Source organism: Actinomyces bovis (assembly GCF_900444995.1).
In the GTDB taxonomy this organism is placed as follows: Bacteria; Actinomycetota; Actinomycetes; order Actinomycetales; family Actinomycetaceae; genus Actinomyces; species Actinomyces bovis.
Genome location: NZ_UAPQ01000008.1, coordinates 82,073 through 100,931 on the forward strand (window position 1 = coordinate 82,073; position 18,859 = coordinate 100,931).

17 protein-coding genes and 1 other RNA gene are annotated in these 18,859 nt (G+C 58.5%); 15 read left to right on the forward strand and 3 right to left on the reverse strand.

Going from position 1 to position 18,859, the window contains the following annotated elements; translation table 11 throughout:
• Window positions 1–5 precede the first annotated feature (5 nt).
• The 11 genes from DR039_RS07365 to DR039_RS07415 all read left to right on the forward strand — a co-directional run bounded on the left by DR039_RS07365 (window position 6) and on the right by DR039_RS07415 (window position 11,343).
• Window positions 6–1,373: a M23 family metallopeptidase gene (locus tag DR039_RS07365; RefSeq protein ID WP_229116876.1), complete on the forward strand. Its 1,368-nt coding sequence runs from the start codon at window positions 6–8 to the stop codon at window positions 1,371–1,373.
• A gap of 140 nt (window positions 1,374–1,513) precedes the next feature.
• Window positions 1,514–2,047, forward strand: a complete 534-nt coding sequence (gene smpB, locus DR039_RS07370; RefSeq protein ID WP_111836753.1) for an SsrA-binding protein SmpB — start codon at window positions 1,514–1,516, stop codon at window positions 2,045–2,047.
• An 82-nt stretch (window positions 2,048–2,129) separates the two neighbouring features.
• Window positions 2,130–2,500: a transfer-messenger RNA gene (ssrA, locus tag DR039_RS07375) on the forward strand.
• 1,153 nt (window positions 2,501–3,653) lie between these two features.
• Window positions 3,654–3,878: a helix-turn-helix transcriptional regulator gene (locus tag DR039_RS07380; RefSeq protein WP_111836754.1), complete on the forward strand. Its 225-nt coding sequence runs from the start codon at window positions 3,654–3,656 to the stop codon at window positions 3,876–3,878.
• A complete protein-coding gene (locus DR039_RS07385; protein ID WP_111836755.1) occupies window positions 3,875–5,812 on the forward strand; it encodes a phage/plasmid primase, P4 family in 1,938 nt (645 codons plus the stop codon). Before DR039_RS07380 ends, DR039_RS07385 begins: the two co-directional genes overlap by 4 nt.
• A 21-nt stretch (window positions 5,813–5,833) precedes the next feature.
• Complete coding sequence (locus DR039_RS07390) at window positions 5,834–6,160, forward strand: hypothetical protein (RefSeq protein WP_111836756.1); 327 nt, start codon at window positions 5,834–5,836, stop codon at window positions 6,158–6,160.
• Between the two features lie 143 nt (window positions 6,161–6,303).
• Complete coding sequence (locus DR039_RS07395) at window positions 6,304–7,722, forward strand: plasmid recombination protein (protein ID WP_170166873.1); 1,419 nt, start codon at window positions 6,304–6,306, stop codon at window positions 7,720–7,722.
• A 58-nt stretch (window positions 7,723–7,780) separates the two neighbouring features.
• On the forward strand, window positions 7,781–7,999 hold the full coding sequence (locus tag DR039_RS07400) for a plasmid mobilization protein (protein WP_126622222.1): 219 nt from the start codon (window positions 7,781–7,783) through the stop codon (window positions 7,997–7,999).
• A gap of 2 nt (window positions 8,000–8,001) precedes the next feature.
• Window positions 8,002–8,772, forward strand: coding sequence for a hypothetical protein (locus DR039_RS07405; RefSeq protein WP_111836759.1), 771 nt, complete (start codon window positions 8,002–8,004; stop codon window positions 8,770–8,772).
• Complete coding sequence (locus DR039_RS07410) at window positions 8,769–10,406, forward strand: recombinase family protein (RefSeq protein ID WP_111836760.1); 1,638 nt, start codon at window positions 8,769–8,771, stop codon at window positions 10,404–10,406. The genes DR039_RS07405 and DR039_RS07410 overlap by 4 nt, the downstream gene beginning before the upstream one ends.
• 112 nt (window positions 10,407–10,518) lie before the next feature.
• Window positions 10,519–11,343, forward strand: a complete 825-nt coding sequence (locus tag DR039_RS07415) for a MerR family transcriptional regulator (RefSeq protein WP_111836761.1) — start codon at window positions 10,519–10,521, stop codon at window positions 11,341–11,343.
• A gap of 136 nt (window positions 11,344–11,479) precedes the next feature.
• Here DR039_RS07415 and DR039_RS07420 read toward each other — a convergent pair whose 3' ends face one another.
• Window positions 11,480–12,052: a hypothetical protein gene (locus DR039_RS07420; protein WP_111836762.1), complete on the reverse strand. Its 573-nt coding sequence runs from the start codon at window positions 12,050–12,052 to the stop codon at window positions 11,480–11,482.
• Window positions 12,053–12,054: 2 nt separating this feature from the next.
• Between DR039_RS07420 and DR039_RS07425 the strand changes: the two genes are divergently transcribed.
• The gene (locus DR039_RS07425) at window positions 12,055–13,308 is read left to right on the forward strand and encodes an ATP-binding protein (RefSeq protein ID WP_111836763.1); all 1,254 of its coding nucleotides are present in this window, start codon (window positions 12,055–12,057) and stop codon (window positions 13,306–13,308) included.
• A gap of 538 nt (window positions 13,309–13,846) precedes the next feature.
• Window positions 13,847–14,881 (forward strand): hypothetical protein, encoded by a 1,035-nt coding sequence (locus DR039_RS07430; protein WP_126622224.1) that lies wholly within the window; start codon window positions 13,847–13,849, stop codon window positions 14,879–14,881.
• Window positions 14,882–15,039: 158 nt separating this feature from the next.
• Here the strand turns inward: DR039_RS07430 and DR039_RS11665 are convergent, their stop codons facing one another.
• Window positions 15,040–15,603 (reverse strand): hypothetical protein, encoded by a 564-nt coding sequence (locus DR039_RS11665; RefSeq protein WP_126622226.1) that lies wholly within the window; start codon window positions 15,601–15,603, stop codon window positions 15,040–15,042.
• On the opposite strand from DR039_RS11665, the gene DR039_RS07435 reads away from it, so the two are divergent.
• Window positions 15,602–16,830 (forward strand): IS3 family transposase gene (locus tag DR039_RS07435; protein ID WP_111836765.1). Its coding sequence is split into 2 segments (ribosomal slippage): window positions 15,602–15,893 and window positions 15,893–16,830, totalling 1,230 coding nucleotides; the frame shifts between segments, so codons are not numbered across the junction. The two genes, DR039_RS11665 and DR039_RS07435, sit on opposite strands and share 2 nt — an antisense overlap.
• On the opposite strand, the gene DR039_RS07440 is transcribed toward DR039_RS07435, so the two are convergent.
• Complete coding sequence (locus tag DR039_RS07440) at window positions 16,778–17,629, reverse strand: transposase (RefSeq protein WP_170166874.1); 852 nt, start codon at window positions 17,627–17,629, stop codon at window positions 16,778–16,780. The two genes, DR039_RS07435 and DR039_RS07440, sit on opposite strands and share 53 nt — an antisense overlap.
• On the opposite strand from DR039_RS07440, the gene DR039_RS07445 reads away from it, so the two are divergent.
• Entirely contained in the window at window positions 17,532–18,794 is a 1,263-nt protein-coding gene (locus tag DR039_RS07445; RefSeq protein WP_267489831.1) for a ComEC/Rec2 family competence protein, read from the forward strand. The two genes, DR039_RS07440 and DR039_RS07445, sit on opposite strands and share 98 nt — an antisense overlap.
• Window positions 18,795–18,859 lie beyond the last annotated feature (65 nt).

The following is an 18,859-nucleotide window of genomic DNA, read 5'->3' on the forward strand; positions in this document are numbered from 1 at the left end:
TCCCTGTGAGCACAACCCAAGTAAAGAGAAAACGCTTAGCGCGCCGGGCCCGTATGGGACTGGCCGCAGTAGCTGTAATAACTTTCGCCCTGATCCCGGTTGGGGGCGGAGAGCTCGGGCTACTGGGCGTGCATCTCACGGCGGCAGCAGATGAGCGCTCGGACGCCGAGGCCAACCGATCTGACGCTCAGCGGCGCCAGGCCGAGCTGACCTCCTCGCTAGAAGGTGTCTCCAAGGAACTCGGTCAGGCTTACCTTGACCTGCAGAACGCCACCACCAGCCTTCAGACAGCAGAAACTGAGCTGAGCAAAGCCGAGACCACTTTGGCGCAAAAGGAGCGGGAGCAGAAGACAGCTTCTGACCGGCTCGACGTCGCTAAGGCCGAGCAGCAGACACTCAATTCTCAGAGTGACGCTGCCAACCAACACCTCTCGGAAAACCAGACCGCGATCGCTGACCTGGTGGTAGCCACCTATCAGGGGGACAACTCGCTGAACTCCTGGAGCTTTGTGCTCTCCTCAGAATCCGTTGGCGACCTGACCACGCGGGCAGCCTCGATTGAGATTGCTGCCGGCGTTGAACAGGATGTCCTCACGCAGGCGGAGAACGAGCGCTCCAAGACCGCTAACCGCAAGGCCCGGCAGGACGCCGTCGCCACGCGCGTGACCACACTTAAGACGGAAGCTGACGCTGCCAAGAAGGCAGCCTCGGAGGCCAAAGACACTGCCAAGACCAAACGCGATGAGGTAGCCACCCTCAAGGCCACCAAGCAGAGCGCCGTCAACACCTTCGAAGAGCAGAAGAAGACCCTCGAGTCTCAGCAGACCAAAGCCAAGCAGGACGAGGCTAACGCCAACGCCACCATCGCCCGCCTGGAAGAGGAAAACCGCAAGGCAATTCAGCAGCAGGGTGGCGGCAGCTCCGGCGGAGGTTCAGGCGGAGGCGGCGGCAACGCGGCCAATAACCTGGGTGGAGGGTCTATCGCGCACCCGATCTCCGGGCCCCTGATCGTAACCTCGCCTTTTGGTATGCGCCTGCACCCGATCCTGGGTTACTACCGCCTGCACGACGGCGTGGACCTGGCAGCAGGAACCGGTGTGCCCCAGTACGCCGCTATTTCTGGCTCGGTGACTACCAGCTGGGATGACTCTTGCGGCAACGCTGTGTTCATCAATGGGGTCGTGGATGGCAACTCCGTGATCCTCAAGTACTGCCACCTGTCTGCCTTCTCAGTGTCAGCTGGGCAACAGGTTTCCCAAGGGGCGCAGATTGGTCTTACCGGCTCGACCGGGGGAGTCACCGGACCACACGTGCACTTCTCGGTTCGTATCAACGGATCCTTTGTGGACCCGATGAGTCTGCCTGGCTTCTGAGGCGCGCAGTCAGGGCAATAGGCAAGCTGCCCTGGACCGCGTAGGCTGAGACACCGCGCTTGAGCTGGCGCCGACCTCGTCACCGATGCGGTCGGCGCCGCTCGACGCTCACGCCAGCAACCGTCTGAGAGGGGAGAATCATGGCTGCCAAGAAACCGATGCCGTCCAAGAAGCCGACGGCGGGGGAGAAGGCTAAGGCCGCCTCTGACGCTCACAAGACGATTGCCCGCAACAAGAAGGCCAGCCACGACTACTTCATTGAAGACCGCTTTGAAGCTGGTCTGGTGCTCACCGGCACTGAGGTGAAGGCATTGCGCATGGGCCGGGCCTCCTTGACGGAAGCCTGGATCGAGTTTGATCGCTACGGTGAGGCCTGGCTGCAGGGAGCCCATATTCCCGAGTATCTGCAAGGCACCTGGAATAACCACACTCCCCGGCGCAAACGCAAGCTGCTGCTGCACCGTACAGAGCTGACCAAGTTGGCCACCCGGGTTCAAGCCAAGGGCTACACCGTGGTGCCGCTGGAGCTCTACTTCTTGGGTGGGCGCGCCAAGTTGGAGATCGCGTTGGCTCGAGGCAAGCAGGATTGGGACAAGCGGCAGGCTCTGCGGGAGGCTCAGGATAACCGTGAGGCTCAGCGTGCGATGGCGGCGGTGAACCGGCGCCAGGGCTGAGCTGTGAGACAGCCCGCTGCTGGTGGGGCGGTGTGGCTGCTAAACTTCTGGTCGGCGTTGTGGCGCCGGTGATAACTACACAGGGGATGATCGGTTTCGACGACGGTCATGGGTTCAGGAGAAGCGGGTCGAGGATGCACAGTCATCTCGTCAACGCTCTGTGCAAACCAATAGGTGCCGATAACACTCGCACCGACTTCGCCCTCGCCGCCTGAGCGAGCTCCGAAGTCCGTCAGCCCGGGGATTGCTTCCGCCCCGGGTCCTGGCGTCATCTAGGGAGCCACTGCTGAGGTCCTGCGTCACCGGGGACCTTGGAACATTTAGGTGACTGAGTCCGTCGGCGTCCTTGTTCGCGTGAGACGCCGGGGCTGAGAAAACTATTAGCGAACTGCACCCGGAGAAGTCCTGTTGCATCACCGTCGGACGGGGGTTCGATTCCCCCCATCTCCACCAAAAGAGGAAGCGTTGAACTCTATTTCGTGAGGAATGAGTTGGCGCTTGTATATAGATTCGCGGACGATTATTGACTGCGAAAGACGCTCTAGGAAGCCCGTAGAGCGACTTTAAGACCTTGGATGGGGAAATCCTCGTCCAAGGTCTTTTTGCGCCTTAAAACGGCTATTTGAGCCGCAGGATTGACCTGGCGATGTGGGTCGGGACGGCTGGCGCCGTCCGCGACATTCTAGTTTGGTCGGACAACTACGGCGCTTCGCGCCTCCGTTGTCCTCCAGAAAATAGACAGGGCACAGAGGAAGGGCGGCATGGTTAGGTCTGCATGTTCTTTTCACGTGCCCCGTCTCAATCTGTCGTTTATTTGAATCCGGCGGCCGTAAGGTCGTCCTATCTTGCATTGAGGACGCGTCAGCGTCCGAAATGCACACTGTCATACGACGCGCGAAACGTGACAAAAACACGCGAATCCTTATAAACAAACGTATTAGCTGACCACTTGACCAGCAAAGAAAGACGTTCTGGTCAGGTTCTGGTCAGCCGTTTCGGGTGATTTATGAGGATAAAAAACACGTCTGACCAGATGACCACATTATTCTCTACTTTTTTATAAAAATTTGAAGAAGGTATATATACGTAATAAAAAAAGTCGGTTTTTATCTGGTCATGTGGTCATCTGGTCAGAATTGAAAAATTCCCCTTATAAACGAGCGTATAGCTCTCAATAAAGCTGACCAGAACGATATTTTAATCTGGTCACACATCTGGTCAGCCCCCAGCTGTCGCTGTTGTGCTCTTCTGGCTATCCCGCCAGAAGTCGTGAAAAATATTTTTTGCTTGTTTCCGTTCATATATGAGTGGAATAAGTCTCTGACCTGCTGGAATGCGAATATTTGTCTTGCGTTCTGTTTGTTTACAGAGTATTATTGAAATAGATAAACAAAGGCTCAGCACCCGTCCCGTCTTTGATGCGGGGTTACTGCCGGGAATAAGAGTCGAGCGCAAGGTGGAATACCGCCGAGCGTCGCAGGTGAAATAACGACGAACGAAGCTCCTGCCAAAACCAGAGATAGACATGACTTTTTTGTTGTGTCCGCTTCTGGTTTTGGCAGGAGCTTTTTGTTTGTTCGAGAAGTTGAATCAGGAGGTATGAGACATGGAAGCGAAGAATAGCAAGAAGGATTTTCTGAACACGTATGAGGCGGCTGACAGGCTGGGCGTAGCCCCTGCCACGCTTCGCACGTGGAGAGCACAGCATAAGGGGCCTGTGTTCTACAAATTCCACCGTGCGGTCTTCTACAAGGCAGAAGACCTGAGCACGTGGATTGACGAGCATTACAAGGCTGTAATGCCGAAGAGTCGAGGAGGTGATATTTCATGAGCTGCATAAAAAAAGACAGCTCCCGCGCCATGCCAGCAAAGGGAACTGCCTCATCCATATATGTGAATAATAACACGATTTCGCCCGTATATCAAGCGCCAGATGCGTCTACGGATGCGGACTGGAGGATGGGTCGTGGCTGTCCGTCTGGCAATCAAGGAGATGTCTACAATCCCGCCTATCTCTATGGTGGCGAGAACTATCACAAGGCACTGCACGACGCAGTGACCTGTGCCCTGCGTGCACGCGCAGGAAAGAGCCTGTCGGAGCTTTCCGAGGACGTGGTCAAGACCACAAACGACCTCATCAAGTGGGTTCGCATGAACGAGGCGCCGGACAACCCCGAACCGGGCAAGAGATACGGACGCAGCATCCGCAACTGGGCACTCGTCAAGAGCATCGACCCTGTGCAGGCGGCAGAGCTCGTGTTCGCGTGCGAGCGCATCCGCATGGTGTGCACGAGGGAGACTATCGAGAAGGAGACGTCAGAGGGCGTGTTCGCCATGTACGGCTGGTCAGAGGGCATCTACCATGAGATTGGCGATGGGCAGATAGACGCATGGTGCCACGAGATAGCAGGCGCTGTGAACGGCAACTGGAAGAAGAACTTCGTCCAGAAGCTGCATGACATGGCGTCACGTCGCGAGAACCGCGTTTGCGAGTGCGATGACCCAGACCTTGTCTTCATGGCAAACGGCATCTGGGACTACAGAAATGGTCTCCTGCTTGATTTTGACCCTGAGTTTGTGGCTCTTAGGAAGAGTGATACTGCCATTCCTGCCACAGAACCGCCTGTGCCCACGCATACGATGCCAGACGGCACCGTGATTGACTTCTGGCAGCTGCTGGACTCCTACGTGCCGTATGAGGGCGGACGTGACCTTCTGGTCAAGGTGGCAGGGGCTGCACTTCGCAGTTACCACAACTGGCGTGTCATGGTGACCGTCTACAACAAGACAGGGCACAACGGCAAGTCCACGTTCCTTGACCACCTGAAGGCACTGGTTGGCTACGACGGCTGCATGACATCGAGCCTAGCCCTGCTTGCAGGCGGTGGCGATGGTGGACGCTTCGGCGTGTCCAACATCGTCGGTGTCTCGCTCATCACGTGCGAGGATTCCGATACAGGTGCGTATCTGAAGGACAACTCACGTCTGAAGTCCATCATCTCGCACGACGCCATAGGCGTAGAGCGAAAGAACAAGGGCGTGTTCGACTACACGCCGCACGCACTCATTGTCTGTGCGGCTAACGATATCCCCAAGACGAGGGACAAGGGCGACGCGTGGCTGGACAGGAACATCTACGTTCCGTTCACGGGTCAGTTCATTGGCAAGGCAGACGACAAGACAATCCGCTCCGAGTGGGTGGTGTCTCGCGAGTTCTGCGAGTACATGGCCTATCAATCGCTCGTGAAGTGGGACAAGTATTACGAGCTTCCAGAGCCTGAGGAGGCCGTCCAGCTCAAGCGAGAGTGGGTGCTGGGCAACGATACGGTTGCTGAGTTCTGGGAGGACATCAAGGATGCCATTCCATCGGATTTCGTGCCTAACGATTATCTGTCCATGTGCTACGACTCATGGTTGGAATCGGAGCACAAGGGAATGCGGATGCAGATGAGCCGTAAGGCGTTCATTGCTCGCATAGCGGAGCTTGCTTGCGCTGACGGCGAGTGGATGCGGGACAAGACTGCGAGCGGCGACGTGCTCAAGACGAATTGTGAGAAGTGGTGCCCTGACCTGAGGGTCTATAAGAAGGCGCAACGCTTTGACGACACAAGCGGATACATAGGGTTTGGCGGAAGACAGCGCGGATTCTACCGCACGAAGGTCTTCGAGTACTGCCGTGCCCACAGCACGACACCTGCCGACCTCGGGAGCGGCTACGAGGCCGTGAGGGCGTCGCTTGGGATTGTGAATCGAAATGACGATTGATTGGAAAGATGAGGTGGCGATATGAGAGATTTCGATGCGGAGCTGAAGAAGCTCCAAGAAAAAGCGAACGAGGTGCGCAAGGCAAAGACCATGGCGCAGCGAAGAGCCGATGAGAGGCTCGGGAAGGCACTCAGGGACATGTTCCCCGACGTGCCGGACGATGCCTCGATGCTTCGGGAGTACCTCGAAAACTGGAAGGATGCGCCTGTCGCTTGTCCTGAAGTTTCGGGTGCGACCGACACTGACGGGTATGCGTTCTCAGGCACGGAAGGTGGCGAGACAACATACGAGTCCAGCGGGGAGTTAAGAGGGGCGCAGCGCCCTCTTGGCCAGGAGACTTATCGCTAGATAAGTCGGAGGGCAGATACTCGCACTTGACTACGACAATGTCTCGGTATGAGTGCGAGTAAGTCCTACACGGCGGGGCTACCACGAAGGGAATGCCCCTGCCGAAAAATCATGAGAGACAAACGACGAAGGAGGTGTCGAAAATGGGAATCAAGGTCGGCATGCCGATGTTGAAATTGAAGAGAGGTGCCGCGAGCGGAAAGCACGCTGGTAGCCTCAGGGCGATAGCCATGGAGGCGGGAGAGGAGAGAGCGTCGAAGACGAAGAATCTCGACCCGACGAGAAGCGACCTCAACCTCCATCTCGGACCCTACTCGAAGGGCTGGGATGCTACGCAGGCGATAGAGGAAGAGGTCGCAGATTACGAGACGGAGTACAAGAAGACGTCGTACCTCGGGCGAGGCCTGAGGTCAGATGCGGCCGTGGCGATAGCGCTTATCGTCAAGCCCGACGGCGAGTGGATAAATTCTCAGACTCCAGAGGAGCAGGAGAGGTTCTTCTCTGACTCATACGACGTGTTGTGCGAGCTTGGCGTCGTGAAGGATAAGGACGTGCGCATGAGGGAACGCCACCACGACGAGGGAGCGCCTCACGAGCACATCATCTCGATGGCATACGACAAGGACGGAAAGCTGGCAGGCTCACGCGTCGTGAACCTGAAGACGTTCGCCAAGCTCAACCGCGACTATCCGAAGAAGATGCAGGAGAAGGGCTGGCCTGTTGACGAGCTGAAGGCGTATGACCCCGAGGCGGTCAAAGACATGACCGACGACGAGAAGAGGGCATACAAGGAGGAGCACATCCAGAATAAGCAGACGAAGCGTCACGGTCTGTCGGCGAACGAGTATGCAGCCATGAAGGAAGCTGAGAAAGCGAATGCGCTGAGGCACGCTCTTGAGAGTGAGAACGAAAGGCTGCACGAGGAAGTGGAAGACAAGTACGACCATCTTGAAGGACTTCAGGATTATATGGAGCGCGAGAAGGAGCGGCTTAACGCTGAGGTTAACGAGATGATAGGCGACCTTGAGGACGTGCAGGAGCGAGTCGCGGACGCAGAGAATGAACTGGCAGAGCTTGAGCCGAAAAGGAAAAAAGCCAAGAAGGACATCGAGGACGCCGACAGGAAGAAGCATGATGTGTTCGAGGTGACATACGCACTCAGGAACGCCATGGGGACTCCTAATATATACGACGACGGTCAAATCATCGCGAATGCCAAAAGGTGGGCCGATGACCTGATAGCACGAGAGGACGAGATTGCCCGTCAGAAGGCCGAGAACGACCGCAGGGCGCGTCTGATTGCCGACAGGGCAAAACAGGTCGATGAGTTGATGAAAGACGCACAGGAGGTCGATTCTGCACCCTCAGGCTTTGCCGAATTCGTCATCGACAAGGTCAAGGAGAGGTACCCGAAATTCTATGCAAACTGCGAGAAGACATGGCAGGCGCTCCAGAAGAAGCGGGATAGCGTCAAGAACCGTGCACGCGATATCTCTCTGCGGTTTGGCGACCTGTTAGAGGCCGATGAGCACAAGTACGATGACGAGAGCCAGTATTACTAAGACTTACATAAGATTTATTGCATACAGAGTCATTCCATGGCACAATAAACTTATGTATATGAGCGATTTATGTCTGGCGGTTCCGATGGAAGATGGCAACAAGAAAGAGAAGCGCGTGTCCGTGTCCATATCGCTCACGGACAGTGAGCGTGATGAACTCAGGGGCTGTGCCGAGAAGTACGGCCTCTCTCTGTCTGCGTTCCTGCGCCTTGCGGCGAAGGAGTATGTGGACAATCATACAGGCGTTAGAACAGATAACAAAAATCAGGAGGACTAATTATGGGATGTTCTGTAACACAACGTATTAAGCAAGTAAAACAGCCAAGGGGCGGTTATATCAAGCCAAAGGAGTTCAAACCCGAGTCTTTAGGCGATGGCGCAGAGGCATTGAATCCAGAGGAGAATGTCCATGCAAGCCTAATGGGCTTGGCGGTTGATTATATGACTCGCTTCATGTCGGGAGCGTCTGCAGAAGATGCTTTCAAGATTTCGATGATGGGAGCGCAACTCGTAGGAGAAGGCACTAAGGCTTTGAAGATGATGGCGGGCATTAAGGGCCTTGACGATGCTTCCCTCACGAATGCTTTGAAGTTGTCAGGATTCGACGTCTGTTTCCGTGCCGGAATCATGGGCTATAAACCAGTTGATGAAATCAATCCTGATAAGTCGACAATTCAGAACGTAAGAACGATGGTCGAACGCTCGCTCCATTTCCTTGAGGTCTATGGTCCCAAAATACTCGATGGATTTACATTCGAGGGTGGATATACGGATACCGTAAGTACGGGAGACGGTGATTTCACGACTTCGGATACTCTCTGGGATTTCAAGGTGTCAAAGATGCCCATGAAGAAGGAGCATACGCTTCAGCTGCTCATGTACTGGCGCATGGGGCTTCATTCAATTCATCCAGAATTCCAAGGTATCAAGTATCTGGGCATCTATAATCCTCGTCTTAATGAGGTTTGTCGAATCGCCGTTGATGACATACCCGATGACGTGATTACCGAAGTCGAGACGGGAGTAATAGGCTACGGTGTGGAGGGATGACAAGGCAGAAGAAGTTTAAGCCGAACGACAACAACCTCGCCATAGCCTACTACCGATTCTCGTCGCACAGCCAGAACGAGGCCTCCATCGACCAGCAGAGGGAGCAGGCGCAGGCGTTCGCCGAGGCGCACGGATACCACATAGTCAAGGAGTACGAGGATGCCGCCATGTCAGGAACGACGAGCGACCGTCCTCAGTACCAGCTCATGCTCTCCGAGGTGGGCACGATAAGGCCAGCCGTCCTCATCCTGTGGAAGACGGACAGGCTGGGGCGTGACCGCTACGAGCTAGCGGACGCCAAGCGCAGGATTCGAGACGCTGGCTGCCGCGTCTGCCTCATCGCGGAGCCTACACCCGACGACTCGCCGGAGTCGGTCCTCATGGAGACGATGATGGAGGGCATGGCAGAGTTCTACTCAAGGCAGCTGTCGCAGAACATCAGGCGCGGCATGACCTACAACGCGGAGCACGCCCTCTACAACGGACACAAGGTGTGGGGATACGGCGTGGACGATGAGAAGCACTACGTGGTGGATGACTCTGTTGCCCCTTTCGTGCTGGACATGTTCACGCGCTATGCCGACGGAGAGGCGATGCAGTCCATTTGCGACGATTTCAACGCTAAAGGGCTTCGGACGATGCGCGGTGCGCTCTTTGGCGTCAAGACCATGAACAAGCTGCTCAAGAACAGGGCATATATCGGCGAGTATCGCCACGGCGGCGTCACCGTCGAGGGCGGCATGCCCCAGATTGTAGACGAGGAGCTGTTCGACAGGGCGCAGAGGAGGCTTGCCGAGAACAAGCGCAACGGCTCAAGGAGAAAGGCGAGCGCACAGGCGCAGGATGCGCCGCGCTACTGGCTTACGGGCAAGCTCTATTGCGGCGAGTGCGGAGGCTCCATGCAGGGAGTCTCTGGCACGAGCAAGACGGGAGCCAAGCACTATTACTACTACTGCAAGGAGCAGAGGGCGAAGAGGTGCACGAAGAGACCCGTGCGCAAGGAGTGGATAGAGGACGCCGTCACGGGCGTTCTCAAAGGGCTGCTGGACGACAGCGAGAATCTCGCATCCATCGCCGTTGACGCGGCAAAGTATTATGAGGATAATTACAAGAGCACCGAGTATCTCTCCAGTCTTGAGCAGCAGCGCAGGGACGTTGAGAAAGGGCTTGCCAACTTCGTCAAGGCGATAGAGGCGGGAATATTCAACGAGGCCACGCAGAGGCGCATGGCAGAGCTTCAGGAGCGCAAGGATGCCCTGAACGACGCCATAGAGGCTGAGACGGTCAGGCAGTCGCTCTTCGAGGACGAGCACTCGATAAAAGCGTACTTCGCTAGGTTCCTTCATGCAGACTTCGACAATCCAGAAGTGAGGGATTCCGTTCTGGAATACTTTGTCGACAAAATCTACCTGCATGAAGACAGGCTCGTGGTGACGTCTTGGTACTCGGAGGACAATCGCGAGGTTCCTATGGAGGTGCTGAACGGGGAGACGGAAGACCCTTTTGCTGAAGGGGAAGCCGTCAAGTTCGATTGCTTCCCCTTTGAGTCCACTAAGTGCCTGCTGGCGTTGATATACTCACGCGCCAGCAGGCACGTTGTTGTGTTCTTGTGCCATTTTGGGCCCTGCGAGTGAGAGTTCGCGATTTCGGGGCAAAACACCTAGTCATAGCGTTTCGATGCGCGCGAGAGCTGCTGTGTCGCCGAGTTCTTGACTCTGACATCGTGTGAGAGGTCATGCTGGATGCATGACCGAGACCACCAACCTGATGTCGATCGGGGAGTTCAGCTCACTGACCCGACTGTCGGTACGCATGCTTCGTCACTACGACGCGCACGGCGTCCTAGTGCCCGCCGATGTCGATCCATGGACTGGGTATCGCCGCTACGCCCCGCACCAGTTGCGAGATGCGGCTGATATTCGCAACCTTCGCGATGTTGGGTTTGGCGTCTCTGCAATCTCGGCTCTGCTCGCTGCCCGTGGTACTCCGGCTTGGCTTGCTGCGTTGGAGCTCCAGCGCGACTCGCTGGTCGATGAATCGCGCGCGGCCCAGTCTCGGCTGGCGCTCATCACCCGACTTATTCAAGGAGAATCCAGCATGTCCATTTCCATCGACCGCCGCGTCGTCCCCGCCATGACCATCGTCGCCCTGCGCGACATCATCCCCGCCTATGCCGACGAGCACCTGCTCTGGCAGCGCATGATGCCCGAGGTGACTCGCCAGCAGATCACGCCGATTGGCCCCTATGGCGTCATTGAGCATCATGACGAGTTCACAGAGCATGACGTCGATGAGGAGATCTTCATTCCTGTCGCCCCGGGGACGACCGCGGTGGCTCCGTTGGTGATCCACGAGTTGCCTGAGCGTGAGTGCTTGGTTGCGCGTGTTGTTGGGCCATATGAGCGGATTTCGCAGGCCTATGACTGCATGAGTGAGTGGCTGGCAGCTTGGGGGCTACGTCTGTTGCGCGATGGGACGCTCGCTTCGCGTGCCTTCAACCTGTACCTGAACACGCCTGAGGAGGTGTCCGCTGACGAGCTGGTGACCGAGGCATACATGCCGCTGGCCTAGCTAGCGACACCTTCGAGGAGCATCTTTGACGATGCCAGCCCGCCCCTGATGAATTGAGATTCAGGGGCGGACTTGGCGTGTACGGGGGGCGGAGGACACTCCCCGAGGATTTGCACGACATTTTCCGTTGTGTGTGTCAGTCCTCGACGCTGATCCTCGTCCCGTCTTTGAACACGACGGTGGTCTGTCCGTCGGGGGTGATTTCGATGTTTTGGCAGAGGACGTGGTAGGTGGCGGGGTTGAACTCGCCAGCCGACTCCAGCCTCGTGAGGGCGCTGCGGTAGTTGGTCAGGTCGGCGTGGAGTCGTTGGCGGTGGGTGATCTCCATCCCGGTGCCTGCGAGCTGGTCGACGGCTTGCTGGTGTTGGGTTTCGAGCTGGGCGAAGTGCTGCTGGTAGGCGTGCTGGTCCTGGACCCGGGTGGTGTTGTCGGCGATCGCGTCTTCCATCATCCGGGCGATCACGTCGATCGCGGCGCGCTCCTGCACCGCCTGAGCCTCCAGCTCGGTGGTGTTGCAGAGGGTGGTGTGGAGCAGGTCCCAGTCGATCAGGTCCCGCCGCTGGATGAGTTTGGCGAGGGCGGTTTGGAAGACCTGCTCGAGTTGCTGGTCGTGTAGGACTGGCAGCCTGGTTGAGTGTGGGGTGCGGTATCTGCCTCTGGCTGGAATGACGAAACTTCGATTTGAAGAATGACGAACTGTAGACTTCATGTATGACTGATTATCGACCTCGAGTGGTGGACGGCGAGCTGAACCGGCGGATGGCGGCGATTGGGGCTGTGCTCATCGACGGTCCCAAGGCGGTCGGGAAGACGCGCACTGCTGTTGAGGTCGCAGCCTCGGTGTTCAGGATGGATGTCGATGAGGCGGCTCGCGCAGCCCTCGAGGTGGCGCCCGAGCAGCTGTTCTCCTCCCCGGCCCCGATCGTCTTCGATGAGTGGCAGGAGACCCCGCGTCTGTGGAATCTTGTGCGTCGCGCTGTCGACGACCATGACGGGAGAGGTCTCTACGTCCTCACCGGCTCCTCTCGTCCGCGCGATGATGCGCGGGTCCACTCGGGTGCGGGACGGATTGCGCGCTTGCGCATGCGGCCGATGACCTTGTTCGAGACCGGGCATTCCACGGGTGAGGTCAGCTTGCAACGTCTCCTGGACGGGGCTGATCCCATCGGCGCGAGTTCTGGCCTGAGCATCGATGGACTGTTGGAGCGGATCGTGGTCGGCGGGTGGCCGGACCTGCTCGATGTCGGCGAGCGAGAGGCGTCATTGTGGCTGAGCGACTATCTGCGAACGCTCGCCGAGGTGGATGTTCCGGGACTGGGCCCCCGGCGAAACCCCGGCAACATCACACGACTGCTGGCCGCCCTTGGACGGTCTGCAGCGACTCCGCTGAATCTGACGTCACTCGCGAAGGACGTCGGCGGGGCCAGGGGGCCGATCGCGTCGGAAACCCTCGCGAACTACATGGATGCGTTAGAGCGCCTCATGCTCATCGAGCCCGTTCCGGCCTGGCGTCCTCATATGCGTTCTCGGACTCGGCTGCGCGCATCCGCCGTCCACCACTTTGTCGACCCCTCGCTGGGGACGGCGGCCTTGGGGGTCGGGACTCGGCAGCTGCGTCAGGACCTCAATGCTGCGGGCTTGCATTTCGAGTCTCTGGTCATGCGCGACCTGCGAGTCTACGGCCAGTCCTTAGGTGCAGCGCTGGCCTCCTGGCGCGATTCCCAGACAGGGCACGAAGTCGATGCGGTGCTCGAGCTCCCGGACGGAAGATGGGCCGGGATCGAGGTAAAGCTGGGAGAGTCTGCGGCAGATGCTGCTGCGGCTTCACTACTGCGGATGGCCGGCAAGATCGATCGCGAGAGACATGGCGAGGCGGCTGCGCTCATAGTGGTGACAGGAGGCCGCTTCAGCTACCGGCGTCCCGACGGCGTCTGTGTCGTCCCCATCACGGCTCTCGGTCCGTGATAGCCGCTTCGGGGCGCACTTTGAGCGGGCGGTCCTGGGCGCGTCCTTCACGGCGTTGCACGCAATCCGAGAAGTGATGATTCTTGATGTCGATCGATTGGATGGTGGACACGAGAGCCTTCCCTGAACGAGCAACACGCGGTCGCGAGCAGGAATGAGTTCGACACGCGCCCCCTGGGCTCCACAGAACGCCCCTGACCTGCGTAAATGTCCTCTTTGTTCCTTGGCGGGGGATAAGTTGGGAATATGGGCGTGGGTCAGTTTGCCTTTTGGTAAATCGCCCCGGGCTAAACACAGTCCATAGCGGCCTATGTGCGCTCGCGGATGGGTGCAGCGTTCGGTCCTCTATGGTGTTCGGCTGCGGAAAAACCGGGAGTATTTCGCTATCACTCAAGGAATTTAACGCGTGCACCCTGGGGACAGTGTTAAACTCGACCGAGAATCAGCACCGCCCCTGTTTTTTCGCCTCCAGAGGGTTTTCTCTGCGGTCTTCGCACTCCCGTTGTTTAGTAGTATGGTCGTAAGGGAGAGGGTACACATGGAATTGAAGAGGGAACACGTCGAGTGGCTGAGCATCATTAGATACCAGTCTGATCTTGCAGAGAACCAAGCGAAGGAGCCGGAGCCGCTCAATGCGGTAAGCATCTCGACCATCCACGATGCAGTCGAGTCTATGCTGAGCCTTATTGCGGAGGCCCATCAAGTGGCCACTCCGAGCAAGGACTTCGCGAAGCTGTTTGACACCGTCAGCGATCGTATGAAAACTCAGGGCGGTGACCTGTCCGGCCATCGCAGTGCCATGATTGCTTTGAACAACTCCCGTGTTGGTTTCAAACACCACGGTAATCAAAGCAACAAGCAGACGATCGACAGACACATCGCGAACGGGCTCAACTTCCTCGCTGACGCAGCCGAGCAAGGGCTCAGCACCCCGTTCGCCGAAGTGTCGCTGCTCGGCTTTGTGCGTGATCCCAATGTGCGCGAGTACATACACCGAGCAGATGACTGCAGCTCTGGCGCAGTCGAAGATCGCATGCTTGCTTTTCAGTACCTGCGCCTCGGCTTCGAGACGCTGGTGCAGGGGTATCAGCAAAGCAAGAGCTACTACCCGGGACGGCCCCCCATCACGACCAAGCCGAGCTTTCTTCCTTCAGTTTTCGATATCCGAGATAATGGCGGGAAGGTCGGAGAGAAGGCATTCGAGTGGTTGGAGAACTTGGATAGTTGGGTGAGAATTCTCGTTCTGGGGATAGACGTCCAAGAGTACACGTTCTTCTTGGCATATACGCCGAGGGTCATGATAGCGTTAGGTGGGCAAGCACATTTCCGTTGGCGTCCCGGTCCCGACCTTTCCGACGACGTCTTCCGCCGTTGTCGCCAGTTCGTGGTAGAGTCGGCGATCCGGCTGGGACGCAGAGACTTCGCCTACGGCGCCTGGAACGCGCGCCAGTCTTTGCCGGAAGAACAGCGAAACACCATGTGGATAAGTCGTGTGATGGCCCCCGATGAGAACGGGCTGTTGACCTCGCATGAAGACCATGACGACGCGAGTTCCGCAGAAGAGGCTCAGTAATCCCAAACCCAATAGGTGTCCCGCCTGATGATGTCCGGCGGCGACAGTCGCTAAAGGTATCCGGGGTTGCCCACCTGGACCTATTCGACCTTGCCTTGGGTGGCGAACTCGGGTTATTGGCGTGAACGTGGTGTTTTAGGTCGGCGTGTCGTGTGGTGCTAGCTGGTTCGTCCTGCCCAGCCTTTGCGTGCCCATAGGCTTTCTTCGGGTGTGGGGGTGGTGCCTGGTCCGGCGGGGTGGGTGTTGGGGTGGCTGGTTGTGGGCTTGGGTGTGCGGGTGCGTTGGGGGCGGTCCTGTGCGGTCCAGTGGGCTAGGAGGGCGGCTGGTGTGGCGGGGGCTTGGGTGTAGGTGTGCAGGGTCCACTCGGCGATGGCGGCCTGGTGGTCGGTGGTGGTGGCGTAGCTGGTCGCGGACCTGGGCGTTGACGGACTCCACGGGGTTGGTGGTGCGTTCCAGCGGGGCGGGGCCGGCCGGAGGGGTCGGTGAGGTAGGCGAACAGCTGGCCCTGGCGGGCCAGGTGTTCCAGGCGTCGGTAGGCGCGGCGTGCCCGGGGGTGGGTGTAACCACCACGTGCGGGGGGTGCGGGCGGCGGTTTGGGGGTCCTGGGCGGCGGTGGTGCGCTCGGCCAGCCAGTCCTTGTACTGGGGGTGGCGTAGTCGTTGAGGGTCACCAGTGAAGCGCCCCAGGTTTTGTTCCGCGGTTGTTGTGAGAGGATTTCGCATGCCAAGGAACTATCCGAGAGAGTTTCAGGATCGGGCTGTGCGCCTTGTGGAGGATCGTCTTCGGGATGATCCTGGAGCGTCTGAGACGAGCGTGATCGCTGATACCGCGATGAAGCTGGGGACATCGAGGGAATCTCTTCGGCGCTGGGTGGTCCAATCCCGAGTGGATTCTGGAACGCGCCCGGGAGTGTCAACGTCGGAGAGTGAAGAGATTCGCCGGCTGCGCAAGGAGAACGCGCAGCTGCGGCGCACGAATGAGATCTTGAAGTTGGCGTCGGCTTTTTTCGCATCGGAACTCGACCCCCAACGTCGGAAATGATCGCCTTCATCGACGCTTATCGTGATCGTTTTTCTGTCGAGTTCATCTGTCAGACGTTGAACCGTGAACGCGCCGGCGGGTTCGTGTCCTCGCGGGGCTACCGGGCGGCGAAAACTCGGCCCCCGTCGGTACGCTCGCTCAATGATGCCGTCCTCATCGGGGAGATCGCCACGATTTTCGAGGCGAACTACAGGGTGTATGAGGTGCGCAAGATGTGGCATGCCCTCAAACGCTCCGGTTGGAGTGTCGGACGCGAGCAGGTCGCCCGGCTCATGCGGACGGCGGGGATTTGTGGTGTTCGCAGAGGCCGGACCCCCATCACCACCCGCAAGGGCAGGCAGGCAGACACGCGCCCAGATCTGGTCGAACGCCAGTTCACGGCTGATCGGCCCAACCAACTGTGGGTCGCCGACATGACCTACGTTCGAACGAAGGTCGGGTTCGTGTACACGGCCTTCGTCACCGACGTGTTCTCCCGCAAGATCGTCGGCTGGTCGACACGCTCGTCCATGAAGACCGAAGCGTTACCGCTCGAAGCTCTCGATCAAGCGATCGCGCAGGCTCGGGGCAACCTGGAAGGGCTCGTGCATCACAGTGACCACGGCTCCCAGTACGTCTCGATTGTCTACAACGACACGCTCACGGGCCTGGGGATCAAGGCGTCGACGGGGACCGTGGGGGATTCCTACGACAATGCGCTCGCCGAGACCGTCAACGGCTTGTACAAGACCGAGCTCATCTACACCGGGCAGTGGGAATCCCTGGCCGAGGTGGAATTTGCGACCTTGTCGTGGGTGCACTGGTGGAACACCGCTCGCCTCCATCAGGCACTGGGCTACCAGACGCCCGAAGAGGTCATCCACACCTACAATCAACGCCGGACACCAACACCGGTGACCACCCACTAAAAGAAGCGGAACAAAACCTGGGGCGCTTCACCAGCCACTGGGCTGCTTGTTCGGGGGTGGAGACCTTGAGCAGCTTGCGGGACAGGCCGAGCAGGGCCTTGCCGGGGGTGGTCTGCGGGTGCAGGGTCAGGTCGCGCACGGTGTCTTGGCGTATGTGGATCAGGCAGCGCTGGACGGGGGTGTCGGGCCAGGTGGCTCTGATGGCCTTGAGGGCCCCTGAGGCGCCGTCGGTGGTTACCAGGTCGGGTGGGGCGATGGGGGCCAGCAGGGCCGTGTAGGCGGCGGCGCTCTCGCTGGCGGCCCACTGCCAGCCGATCACTCCTGTCTGACTGCGGGCAACCAGGAGCACCCACTTGTGGGCCAGCCACACCCCGTCGATGAACACCTGGGAGTGCACCTCGCCGGTGGCTGGCGCCTTGGGGACCTCAACGGCCCAGCACCAGGCGATCCGGCGGCAAAACGCCCTGTCGTTGCCGTGGGCCAGGTCGGCCTGGCTGTCCTTGCCGGTCGCCCACGCCAGGAACGTCGTGCAAGTCCTCCACCTGCCCGGCCGTAGGCCCGTACGGGCGGGGCCTGTGGTCTGGGTGCGGTGCTCGAGGCACGCCAGGCGGTGCACTTCCACCGCTGGGCGCCGGCGGCGGTACGGCCGGACTTCTTCATCGGGGTCTGGCAGATCGGGCACAGCCTGGCCCGCGGGGACCGTGTTCTCACGGCCTGCGCATCTACTCGCGGACGTCAAGCACCACACCGAGTTAACCCACCAGACCACAATCACCCCGACCTTAAGCACCACACTCACGCCGATAACTCTTCTCTGGCCCTATCTAAGGAAGCTCGGCGTGAACTCCAGCAACGTGGAGTTCTATCTTGGCACCCACGCCCACTCGGACCACACCGGTCTGGCAGCCAAGATCATCAAACATTTCAAACCCAAGCGCATCTACACTCCAGAATACAATGACAACTGGATCTCCGACTCGAACCGCCTGTGGGACAACCGGTACGTTTACGACAAGATGATCGCAGCCGCCAAAGCTGCAGAAAATGAGTATGGTGCGGCACTCATTCAGCACCTAGTGCCCGGAGCGCCAGTGGTGCCGACGCCGGAGCGTCCGCATACGGCATCGCCGTCTTTTGATTTTGGTGCTATGCACATTGAACTGGTCAACTATGAAGAGGATTACAAATACCACGCGGCCATCGGAGACGCCAACCTAAGCGCCTGGGGTGCGAAGGTGACCGCCTTCGGGAGGAGCGCCTTCCTGTCGTCAGACATTGAGAACACTGACGGTGACGAAGACAAGATTGCGCCGCTGATCGGGCAAGTTGACTTCCTCAAACTTGGTCACCACGGGACCTATACGTCAAACAGCCGTGGTTACCTGGAGATCCTGCGCCCCAAATATGCCTTCCAGACCGGCAAATACAGTTACATGTTCGACCAGGCCATCGATACGCTAAACCGTCTGGGTACGCGCTGGTACCCAGCTGCTGAGGTGGCTGCTGCAGGATGGCCCGCCTACGTAGTGACCTTCACTCCCAAAGGCATGCAAACCCCTAACCTGGGCAATGAATTAAAGATCCGCAGCGGTGGCTACGGTGCTTCTGGAGTGGCTGCGTATAGAGACGGCAAGAAAGAGCGTCAAAACGGCTGGGTAGCTTACGCTGGTTCCTGGTACTTCTTCCAGAACAGTGCCAATGCCGTCCGGAGTAAATGGATTAATGCGGGTGGTAACTGGTTCTACCTGGACGGTAAGGGGGTTATGGACACCGGCTGGCTCAACGATCAGGGCACTTGGTATTACCTGCAAGCTTCCGGTGCAATGGCCACCGGTTGGATCATTGATCGGGGTGCCTGGTACTACCTGCACCCGAGTGGCGCCATGGCTACTGGGACCACCTGGATCGGTGGCCGGGGATCACTTTTCAGCACAACTGGTGCCTGGCTCGGCTATACCCGTTGAGCCTGCCGCTAGGCCCCGTCAGGTTGGCGCCTGACGGGGCTATAAGCGGCGCGTAGGCTTGGATT